10 protein-coding genes are annotated in these 11,081 nt (G+C 33.4%); 3 read left to right on the top strand and 7 right to left on the bottom strand.

Features of this window, described 5'->3' with window-relative positions:
* Positions 1 to 171: 171 nt before the first annotated feature.
* From ACFFJP_RS20020 to pta, 6 genes are all read right to left on the bottom strand, one after another.
* Complete coding sequence (locus ACFFJP_RS20020; RefSeq protein WP_001832090.1) at positions 172 to 513, bottom strand: YuzB family protein; 342 nt, start codon at positions 511 to 513, stop codon at positions 172 to 174.
* Positions 514 to 726: 213 nt separating this feature from the next.
* A complete protein-coding gene (locus ACFFJP_RS20015; protein WP_001832075.1) occupies positions 727 to 1,803 on the bottom strand; it encodes a phosphomevalonate kinase in 1,077 nt (358 codons plus the stop codon).
* 12 nt (positions 1,804 to 1,815) lie between these two features.
* Positions 1,816 to 2,796, bottom strand: a complete 981-nt coding sequence (gene mvaD, locus ACFFJP_RS20010; protein ID WP_002438736.1) for a diphosphomevalonate decarboxylase — start codon at positions 2,794 to 2,796, stop codon at positions 1,816 to 1,818.
* Between the two features lie 7 nt (positions 2,797 to 2,803).
* On the bottom strand, positions 2,804 to 3,724 hold the full coding sequence (mvk, locus tag ACFFJP_RS20005; RefSeq protein WP_001832069.1) for a mevalonate kinase: 921 nt from the start codon (positions 3,722 to 3,724) through the stop codon (positions 2,804 to 2,806).
* A 706-nt stretch (positions 3,725 to 4,430) separates the two neighbouring features.
* Positions 4,431 to 5,270: a lipoate--protein ligase family protein gene (locus tag ACFFJP_RS20000; RefSeq protein WP_001832052.1), complete on the bottom strand. Its 840-nt coding sequence runs from the start codon at positions 5,268 to 5,270 to the stop codon at positions 4,431 to 4,433.
* Positions 5,270 to 6,259, bottom strand: a complete 990-nt coding sequence (pta, locus tag ACFFJP_RS19995; RefSeq protein ID WP_001832032.1) for a phosphate acetyltransferase — start codon at positions 6,257 to 6,259, stop codon at positions 5,270 to 5,272. Before pta ends, ACFFJP_RS20000 begins: the two co-directional genes overlap by 1 nt.
* A gap of 170 nt (positions 6,260 to 6,429) precedes the next feature.
* Between pta and hemQ the strand changes: the two genes are divergently transcribed.
* The 3 genes from hemQ (at position 6,430) to ACFFJP_RS19980 (ending at position 8,910) form a co-directional block, all read left to right on the top strand.
* Positions 6,430 to 7,179 (top strand): hydrogen peroxide-dependent heme synthase, encoded by a 750-nt coding sequence (gene hemQ / locus ACFFJP_RS19990; protein WP_001832113.1) that lies wholly within the window; start codon positions 6,430 to 6,432, stop codon positions 7,177 to 7,179.
* 501 nt (positions 7,180 to 7,680) lie between these two features.
* Positions 7,681 to 8,445, top strand: a complete 765-nt coding sequence (locus ACFFJP_RS19985; protein ID WP_001832039.1) for a threonine/serine exporter family protein — start codon at positions 7,681 to 7,683, stop codon at positions 8,443 to 8,445.
* Between the two features lie 12 nt (positions 8,446 to 8,457).
* Positions 8,458 to 8,910: a threonine/serine exporter family protein gene (locus ACFFJP_RS19980; RefSeq protein ID WP_001832133.1), complete on the top strand. Its 453-nt coding sequence runs from the start codon at positions 8,458 to 8,460 to the stop codon at positions 8,908 to 8,910.
* A 670-nt stretch (positions 8,911 to 9,580) separates the two neighbouring features.
* Here ACFFJP_RS19980 and ACFFJP_RS19975 read toward each other — a convergent pair.
* Positions 9,581 to 11,071, bottom strand: a complete 1,491-nt coding sequence (locus tag ACFFJP_RS19975) for an APC family permease (protein WP_001832531.1) — start codon at positions 11,069 to 11,071, stop codon at positions 9,581 to 9,583.
* Between the last annotated feature and the right edge of the window lie 10 nt (positions 11,072 to 11,081).

Genomic DNA, 11,081 nt, shown 5'->3' with positions numbered 1-11,081 from the left:
CAGTCTTTAATAAGAATATGATAGTATTCATATCTAATGCGACAACCTACCATATTACAAAGTAATGAAAATTAAATGGTTTAATATATTAGTATTTGCAACTTAATTATGTACTACTAACATTAAAACCACCTGCGACATTAATTCATGTCACAGGTGGTTTTGATTCATTTATTTCTCTGCTTTGCGCTTCTTTAACTTTTCCTTAAGTTTGCGATCTTGTTCTTCTTTACGACGTTTTCGTTCTTCGTTACGTTTTCTTAGTCGCTCTTCTTCTTCTGGATCACGTGGTTTTTTTAATTGTTTTGTAACCTTTTCCATAAGTTCTTCTTCGGTTAACGCAGCAAGTGGTCGATTATTGACAAATGCAAATGTTTTACGTCGACCTGGTCCACAATAAGATTGACAGCCTATTTCAATTTCAGCTTCCGGATCTAATTTTTCTAATTTTCGCTTCAAAGACTTTAAATTTACAGCCTGACACTCATCACAGATTAAAAATTTATTTTTCATCTTGCTACCCACCTTTCTATATAAACTCTTCCACCATCATCGTTAATATAACTCTATTTATTTTACTCTTTTTACTATAAAATTCAAGATACTTTTCACTTTAAAATTCATACATACCATATACTAATTAAATAAGAAAGTGGAACTGAATACACAGTCCCACCCCCGGTTGAGCCTCGAACCCTAAATGACTTATATCACGAGTTACTTTACTTATTGCCCGTGATAAATTTTAAATTTCAATGGTTTGATATCATTCATTTGCCATTCGTTATAAATAATATTTTTATCAATTACCTTGTTGATAATAGTAATGCCACAATCGCCACCACCAGCACCTGAAGTTTTAGAAGCGCCACCGTGCTTTTCACCGACATCACATAATTTTTTTAGCTTATCTGTTTCAATTTCAACTGATGCTTCGTTATCCATAGATTGAATAATACGTCTGTTTATACGTATCATCTTTTGAACACCTTTGATATTATTAGTTTTAAAAGCTTGGATTAAACTTTCTACACAAGCATGAGATTGATCTAAAAAATCACCATAAAAACTTGGATCTGATTTTAAACGTTTGACCTCACTCACTAAGTGTGGAGAAGAAGCTGGAGACCCAGTCCATCCAATAAGGACTTCCATATTTTCGGGAGCTTGTAAAGGTTCGATATGTAAGCCTGGCCAATTTTTTTCCAAAACATCATTCACCGATGTTTCTTCCATTTGCTGTTTCACCCAGTCATGGTCAAACGTACTATATGCAAGCCAACCACTGTAGACACTAACCGCAATATCGCCACATGAACTTAAACTTTGTAATTTCATATTTGCAATTACAGCTAATTTATAAATATAAAGGTTTGATAATTCCAAACCATAGAATTCATTCAAAGCTTTAACAACAGATACTAAAACAGCGGCGCTTGAACCTAATCCGTACTTCTGACCAGAGTTATCTGCTAAGTTACTATCAATGGTTAAATGAAAGTGCTTTAAATTCATATTGCAACTGCGCACATACTGTTCAAACACTTCTATAGCTGTCACAACATATTTCAGTTGCTTAGCAGCTTGAACATCTGAGATTTCAATTCTATCTTCATTACGGTCAAATTTAACTGGTTCATAATGTAATGTTTTGGAATGAATACTACCTTCAACTTTATTTGACGCCTCAATTGTCGCCGTTACAAAGCGATTTACTGCAATAAGAATAGATTTATATCCTGGTTCGGTTACTGCATACTCGCCTGCAATATAAAGTTTTCCGGGGGCTTTTACCTGAATCATTCTATCTCTTCCTTACTTAATAATTTCAACACCAGAGCTAATGATATCACTTGCTATAATCTTCGATTCGTCAAATACTTTTAAAAATTGTTCCATCACAGCTTGTTTATTTTTTTTTTCTACTAAAACTTTTACATTGGGACCCGCGTCCATTGTAAAGTAACAAGGTAAATTGGCTTTTCGACACTGTTCCACAATCGCCATAGCATCGTAGCTTTCTTGCACTAAATACGTGAAAGGAGGTTGAGCGCCTAAGTTAGTGGCATGCATACGTAAACCATTTGCTTCAATGACTTCTCCTAAGCGTTGAAAATCTTGATTTTTGACTGCCTCTTTTGCTTCATTTAAATCTTCATCAACGTGATCCAACCAATATTGATAAAATCTAGAAGTATCTCTTGTTAGTGACATTCCTGACCTACTAGATACTTTTTTTGACTGATTGTTAATCACTACAAATATCATTGATAAATCTTTTTCCCAACCATTGGAATTAATACCATGTGCATATGAAGTTAAATCATCATGCCCTTTTTCCCATTCGGCAAATCCACCAAAAATACTTCTAGAAGCAGAACCTGAACCACGTCGAGCTAATCGTGATAAGTCTGTATCTGATAAGTTCAATGACAAAGCTTCATTACAAGCGGCAGCTAAAGCAGCGTAAGCACTCGCTGAAGAAGCAAGTCCTGCTGCTGTTGGCACATAATTTTCACTTTCAATTCGCGCATGCAAACGATTTCCAGCCAAATCTCTCACTATATTCATATAGTTTTGAATCTTTTCTTTCTCTTTGGCATTCACTTCATTACCATTTAAAATAAGGCAATCTTCAGTAAAATCAGGGTCAAATGTCACTTTTGTTTCAGTATAAAATCTATCTAAGGTAACTGATAAACTATTATTCATAGGAATAATGTAAGTTTCATCAGCTTTCCCCCAATACTTAATCAACGCAATATTTGTATGTGCTCGTGCTTTGCCACTTTTCACCAATGATTTAACCTCCTAAATGTTCAATCCATGTATGTGCTGCGCCAGCTTTTTCAACAGCAGCAACAATAGTCTTTGCAGTTTTTAAATTTTCCGCAAGAAGAAGCATGCTGCCACCTCTTCCTCCACCAGTTAGTTTACCAGCAATGGCACCATGTTCTTTCCCAATTTGAAGTAATTTTTCTATTTTATCGTGACTTACTGTTAAATGTCTCAAGTCTTCTTGACATGCGTTAAATATGTCAGCCAAATGATGGAAATCATGCTGTTCAATCGATTCGCTAGCACTGTGAACAAGTGTACCAATGTGCTCTATATATTTCATATATTCATCAGATTCACATAATACATGAACATCTTCTACTGCTTGTTTGGTAGAACCCTTTACTCCAGTATCAATGACAACCATATAACCATTTAATTTTAGTGATTTTAATTTTTCGGCCTGCCCTTGTTTAAACCAGACGGGTTTATTTGACACAATCGTCTGCGTATCAATACCGCTTGGCTTACCATGTGCGATTTGCTCCGCCCAATTTGCTTCTTTAATCAATGTTTTGTCATCTAAAGGTTGATCCATAAAATCATAACTGGCGCGTACAAACGCTACTGCTACTGCAGCACTTGAACCTAAACCTCTTGATGGAGGCAAATTAGTTTGAATTTTTACTGATAGTGGTTCTTTCACTCCACTTTTTTCAACAAAGCGATTAATGATAGACTTTAGATGTTCGGGGGCATCGTATAACATTCCGTCATATACGTCACTTGTGATAGAAGAATAATTACCTTCATCTAAACTTTCAATGAGGACTTTAATTTTTCCAGCATTAAATGGAATTGCGATTGCCGGTTGACCAAATGTAACTGCGTGTTCACCCATTAGAATAATCTTTCCAGTAGATTCTCCGTATCCTTGTCTAGTCATGTTTTCTCACCTTTATATACCTTCTTTAAAATATCACTTCATAAGATGTACTGACGATGTTAGAATGATTGACTTGCTATTTTACGTGATATTAATTTAATTTCTTTACATATTCATCTTGATAGATGTCACTTAAATGTCAATTTTATCGAATACATTTATCATATCGCCAATAATCAAGCGTTCATTATAACTATTTAAAAGTAAAATAACAACAAAAGGGCATAATAACTTTTTGTTTAAGTTTTCACAACACTTTAATATTATAAAACTCTTTTAAAGAGTTATCAAAATCATGAAATATATTTACCTTAAATGACAATTTTGTAAACATCGTTAAATTTTTTACTAAAGTTTTTAAAATTTTCCACCTCAACTATAATACTACAAATTTGTGATAGAATATATATCATTTTCTAACAAAGTCATCTTAACTTTTGTTTGAAAGGTATTTTTATTAAACAAAATAGTAGTAAGATTGAATTCAAATTGAATTTGTTGTCCTCTTTTAACCTCGAATAACACTTGCCTATTTTGTTGAATTTCTATGTGAAATTTTCTTGGTTAGAACCCCGTCTTGATTGAAAATTAATAAAAAATTATTTTCTATTCACATCAACTATCACTGCTAATACGTAAAAAAACCTGGGACAATCATTTTGTCCCAGGCTTATCATTTTATGACTTATCTATAGTGTCACACTTGCTAAAAATCTAATTTTTCATTCATTTTCGCATTGCGTTCTAACATCTTATCATAATACCCTTCGTAACGTGTCCACTCGTCTTCTGTAATAGGATCCATATTTAAGTTTGCCCCTAAATCTTTTAGTGCATATAATAATAAAAACATAACATCTTGCACTTTAATTTCTCTATTTAAAAGGGTTTCTAAAGATGCCATACATGAGGGATCTATGTCTGGATAGTGAAATTTAGTAGTCTCCCCTTTAAGCGCACGTTGATAAAACTGTTGCATCATTAATGCCCGTTCTGAGCCAGAACCTTCAATACATAAGTATATTTGCACTGCGATACCACCACGTACTCGTCGCTGCGAAATCCCGGCAAATTTCTTATCATTAATACTTAAATCAAATTTTCCTGGGCAATACGATTGCTCAATTTCTTTAGTATCGATACTAACATCTTCATCCTCAAACATTTTATTAATCAATAAATACATCACTGTAAAGGCTTCATCAATAGTCGTTTCGGTTTGTCCTTTAAAAATCAAAGATATGTTTAAAATTCCTTGATCTAATACGACACCCAAGCCACCAGAATTCCTAACAATTGCATTATATCCTTGTTCATCTGTAAGAAAACGAATACCATCACTTAAAAATGGTAAACGCGAATCATGAATGCCCAAAATCACGGTGTGTTGATGTATCCACGTTCGTACTACATTACAAGATAAATCTTTACCAACGCTTTCGGAAAAAGTGTCATCAAACGCAAAAGATTGCATGGGCTCTAAACCACTTGAATGATCGACATAACGCCAGTTGATTTGATTAAAATATTTAGTTGCTAAGTCCATTATTGTAAAGCTTGAGCAGCTGTAATAATAGATAAGTTATAAACGTCTTCAGTTGAGCAACCACGAGATAAATCATTGACTGGAGAGTTTAATCCTTGTAGGACTGGTCCTACTGCATCGTATCCACCTAAACGTTGAGCAATCTTATAACCAATATTACCTGCTTCTAGACTAGGGAAAACAAATACATTTGCATCACCTTGAATTTTTGCACCAGGTGCTTTCTTCTCTGCTACGCTAGGAACAATAGCAGCGTCAAATTGGAATTCTCCATCAATAACTACATGATCTAATTGATCTGCTTCAGCTTTTTCTTGAGCTAACTTCAATGCTTCTTGCACTTTAGTAACATCATCCGATTTAGCAGAACCTTTTGTAGAAAAGCTTAACATAGCTACTTTAGGGTCCATTCCAAAGCTTTGTGCTGATTTAGCACTCTCTACTGCAATTTCAGCAAGTCCTTGAGCATCTAATTCTGGATTAATCGCACAATCTCCAAAAATATATTGTTCGTCGCCTTTAATCATAAAGAAAATACCAGATGTTCTAGATACACCAGGTTTAGTTTTGATAATTTGTAATGCTGGTCTGACTGTATCTCCAGTAGAATGTGCAGCACCACTCACTAAACCTTCAGCCTTTCCAGTATACACAAGCATTGTTCCGAAATAATTTACATTATCTAATAATTCAACTGCTTGTTCTTTAGTTGCCTTACCTTTACGTCTTTCAACAAAAGCATCTACAAGCTCATCTTTAAGTTCACTCGTTGCTGGATCTATGATTTCAATTTGAGTTAAATCTAAAGCGTGTTTAGAAGCAAGAGATTTAATATTATCTTCGTTTCCTAGAACGATAGGTGAAACATAGTCAGTTTTTTGTAGCTGAGTCGCAGCAATGAGCACTCGTTCATCTTCACCTTCAGGTAATACTATTTTTACATTTTTCCCGGATAATTTGTCTTGTAATACAGATAATAAATCAGCCATAATATCCTCCTTAATTCTCTCTTATAATAACGTTTACATAGTAAATTATACGTTATTTTTCATCAGAATTCCATTTCGCTTTTGTAAACATTTTTTTAGTAGTTAAATGACTGTTTGTGATAGAATTTGATATGAATCCAATAAAAATTTTGAAAAAGGAGCGAATAATAATGAGTGAAGCAGCAGAAACTTTAGATGGTTGGTATAGCTTACATTTATTTTATGCAGTAGACTGGACAACTTTTCGTTTAATTGCTGAAGATGATCGTGAAGCAATGATTACTGAATTGGAAACATTTATTAAAGATAAAACAGTTGCTAGAGAATCACATCAAGGTGATCATGCAATTTATAACATTACAGGTCAAAAAGCGGACCTTTTACTATGGTTTTTACGTCCAGAAATGAAAGAGTTAAATCAAATTGAAAATGAGTTTAATAAATTACGTATCGCAGACTATCTCATTCCAACTTATTCCTATGTGTCAGTGATAGAATTAAGTAATTATTTAGCAGGCAAATCTGATGAGGATCCTTATGAAAATCCCCACGTTAAGGCACGATTATACCCTGAATTACCACATTCTGAATATATATGTTTCTATCCAATGGATAAACGACGCAATGAAACTTATAACTGGTATATGTTACCTATCGAAGACCGTAAAACTTTAATGTATAACCATGGGATGATAGGTCGTAAATATGCTGGTAAAATCAAACAGTTTATTACAGGTTCAGTAGGTTTTGATGACTATGAGTGGGGTGTTACATTATTTTCAAATGATGTACTTCAATTCAAAAAAATTGTCTATGAAATGCGTTTTGATGAAACGACTGCTCGTTATGGCGAATTTGGTAGTTTCTATATTGGTCACATTCTAAACATCGAAGACTTCAAACAATTTTTTAGTATATAAGTTAAAGTGAAAAATTAACCCTACACACTAGGATTATAATCTACTAGTGTGTAGGGTTTTTAATATGTAAAAAGATAACACCTTATCTTAAATTTAATGACTATAAAAAATTTAAGAGCCTGTACAATTAAGATGTACTAGGCTCTTATGTTGTAGTATCCTTGGGAGAACTTTAAATCACTACTACGTATATAGTTAACCTCATAGAATATACCGTCGCTACTCAATATATTCACTGTCATCGTTAACTAATATTATTTTAACCTTTTTGAAACATTTGAAACATTATAGAAAGGTAAATGTACAACTATAAAGTTTTTTTTAATATTTATTATAAAATTCACCTATAAATCATTATTTTATCTGCTTAACTCTATGAAAATGACTTTAAATAACAAGTTGCACGTCATGTAAACCTCAAGGGTTGTGGCGTTTTCCTAAAACCTTTACTATAATTATAATAATGATTTATTCTTAATTTTAAAAAAATTTGGTGATGAAATGAATAAGGATACAATTGAAACATCTCGTGAAGCATTGATAAAAGATGTTGTTATGATTGCTGCTCGTATATTACTTGAATCTGGAGCTGAAGGTACACGGGTAGAGGATACCATGGCACGTATTGCTACAAAATTGGGCTATCCTGAAAGTAATAGTTTCGTGACTAATACTGTAATTGAATTTGTTTTACATAATGAAGCATATCCTCGGTTGTATAGAATTAAAACTCGAGATACGAACTTAATAAAAATTTCTCAAGCTAATGAAATCTCACGTCAAATTACAAATGGCACAATGACGCTTGAAGAAGCTAAGTATCAATTAGAGGAAATATATGTTGCTAAAAGAGATAGCAGTCTCCCTTTTAAAGGAATTGCCGCAGCAATTATCGCTACGAGCTTCCTCTATCTACAGGGAGGTCGTCTGGTTGATATCATCACAGCTGTATTAGCTGGAACGATTGGATACTTAGTAGTAGAAATATTAGATCGAAAGCTACACGCACAATTTATTCCAGAATTCATAGGTTCTTTGGTAATAGGTATTATTTCTGTAATTGGACATGCATTTGTTCCTAGCGGAGATTTAGCTACAATTATCATTGCAGCGGTCATGCCGATTGTACCTGGAGTACTGATTACAAATGCTATCCAAGATCTATTCGGAGGACATATGTTAATGTTTACTACAAAATCTTTAGAAGCTTTAGTCACCGCCTTTGGTATAGGCGCTGGTGTAAGTTCAATATTAATTTTAGTCTAGGAGTGCACTCATATGTTTTGGATATTTAATTTTATATTTAGCTTTCTTGCTTCACTCTTTTTCTGTGTCATATTTGATGCCCCTAGGAAGTTGTATTTTGCTTGTGGCTTTGTCGGCGCTTGTGGATGGATGGTTTATACTGTATTATTTAACGGCTTTGAACTCCATACGATTTACTCAAGCTTTTTCGGTAGTTTAGCGTTAGGTTTACTTAGTCATTATATGGCCCGCCGAAAAAAAGAGCCTGTAATTATTTTTATGGTTACAGGTATTATACCTCTGGTTCCAGGAGGACTTGCTTATGATGCCACTAAAAATTTAGTGTTATTACACTTTGGAAAGGCGATTAACACAATGCTTGAAGTGACATTAATAGCAGGTGCTATTGCTTTAGGTTTATTATTTGCTGATCAAATTTCTAAAATCGTTATTTCAGGTTTTGCTCGTACCAGAAAAAGATTGTAATATCAATAAAATCATTCGCTAAAAAATTAACGTTACTCTAACCAATTAAATTTATAGTTAAATATTGTTAAAAAATATATGATAAATAAAAAGAGGTTGGAACATAATTCCTAGCAAAATAGCCAGTAAATGAGTTTTCATAAATTCATTTACTGGCTTTTTTATTTACAATGCTTCGTATTGTTGGCTCGCTTTCTTAGGGGACAGCTTCAGCCTGTAGTCTTCAGCTTGTCCTGTTCCCTCAAGAGTCTCGCCAAAATACTTTGTGCTTATATGTAATTTTATATTAAAATACTTTAAAAAATAAGGCCTTTTCGTATAATTTAATAAATACCAATAAACTAAATTAACCGGGTGCCTTATGTATAAAGAATATAACATGACTCAACATACTCTACCAATAGAAACTTCAGTTCTTATCCCCACAAATAATATTTCACGACATGTAAATGATATTGTAGAAACAATTCCCGATACTGAATTCGATGAATTCAGACATCATCGTGGCTTAATATAAGAAAAGTAACAGCTCAACGAACTGAAAATAATCAAAAAAAATTATAAAAAAGACAATTTCTATATTATTTCAATAGAAATTGTCTTTTTTTACTTATCTTGGACCTTTTTGTTCCAGCCTCTTTATAAAATTGTCACGAAATAACTTTTAAATCTATTTATTCGTTGAATTAGATTGACCAGGTTCATGAACCATCTCTAAAACTTCGTCTTCAGAATGATTTAAAATCAATCGACTCAATTCATCATTATTCATTTTCTTAAGTTTTGGCAAGCGAATGATAAAAAAGATTAATCCTATTACCAACCAAATTCCTAAAGCGATGTATGATGGTATCGAAAGTGCTGCAGGAGAACCTGGAATAAGCAATAAACATAAGAACACAAAGGATACAATCGATCCTATAATACCAAAAATTTTATAAACTGGTGCATACGTATTACTCTGTTTATTAAAACTAAATAATTTCGTAGCAGATAAACAAGTAATAAAATATGCAATTGAAACACCTGTAGATGACATATCTACAATCCATGTTAATGCCGTTCTACCTAACCAAGGAGCAATTAAAGATACAGCTACTAGGAAGATAATAGCGACATATGGTGTTTTATGTTTACTGTGTAATTTACTAAATACTGTTGGCATAATGCCAGAGCGCCCCATTGAAAATAATAAGCGACTCGAACTCATTAAAAATCCATTTAATCCAGTAAAAATCCCCATAATAATTGCCACTGCTAATACTGCAAGGCCAATAAAACCGAATGCATCTTGAGTCACTGCACCTGTAAGCCATAAGTTACCATTTAAACTTGTTGCTTGTGTACTTAGCCAGCCTGTGTAAAGTAACATCACTACATAAGTGAGTGACGCAGCTAGTAAACTATAAACAATAAGTTTAAACGTCTTGTTAGGAGAAAAGTTAAATTCTTCAGCAGTTTGCGGTATATTATCAAACCCTACGTACGCCCATGGTGCAATAGAGACAATCATAATGATTGATTGAAACCATCCTTTATCTACACTTGCTAATGGCTCTAAATGACTCAAACTAAAGTGACTGCTAAAGAAAGAACCTATAAACATAAGTGCAACTACAAGGACCATTGCAACACAGAAGTAATATTGTAACGAACCAGACACACTGGCACCTCTAATAGTAATCAACATAAACACTATAAGTAGCACAGTTGCGATAACAATTTCAGTTATGTAAACATCCCAACCAGCTACTGTATATAACTTACCGTTGTTCAAAACATTTGGTAATAAAAATTTAATCAACAAACTGAATGCTGTCGCATTTAACGCAACAACACAAACATAGCCAAATGTTAAAAACCATGAAGAGAAAAAGCTTACATATCTTCCAAAACTTAAAAAACTAAAAGCAAATGCGCCACCAGAAACAGGAAATTTTTCAACGAGTGCGCCATAACTTACAGCAATAAGAATCATCAATAACGCACCGATTACTATACCTATTGAAGAAGCAATAGGCCCTGATTGTTTAATCCAATCTCCTGGTAATATAAAAGCGCCCCATCCGATACACGAACCATATGCAATAGCCCATACAAATTTCTCGGAAAGATTCTGCTTAAGGTTACCTCTATCTACATTGTTATTTTTATTTTCCATAAATAAAACT

The sequence above is a fragment of the Rheinheimera tilapiae genome, from assembly GCF_042432165.1.
GTDB classification, from domain to species: Bacteria; Pseudomonadota; Gammaproteobacteria; order Enterobacterales; family Alteromonadaceae; genus Pararheinheimera; species Pararheinheimera tilapiae.
This window is presented reverse-complemented; position numbering and strand designations above follow the sequence as displayed.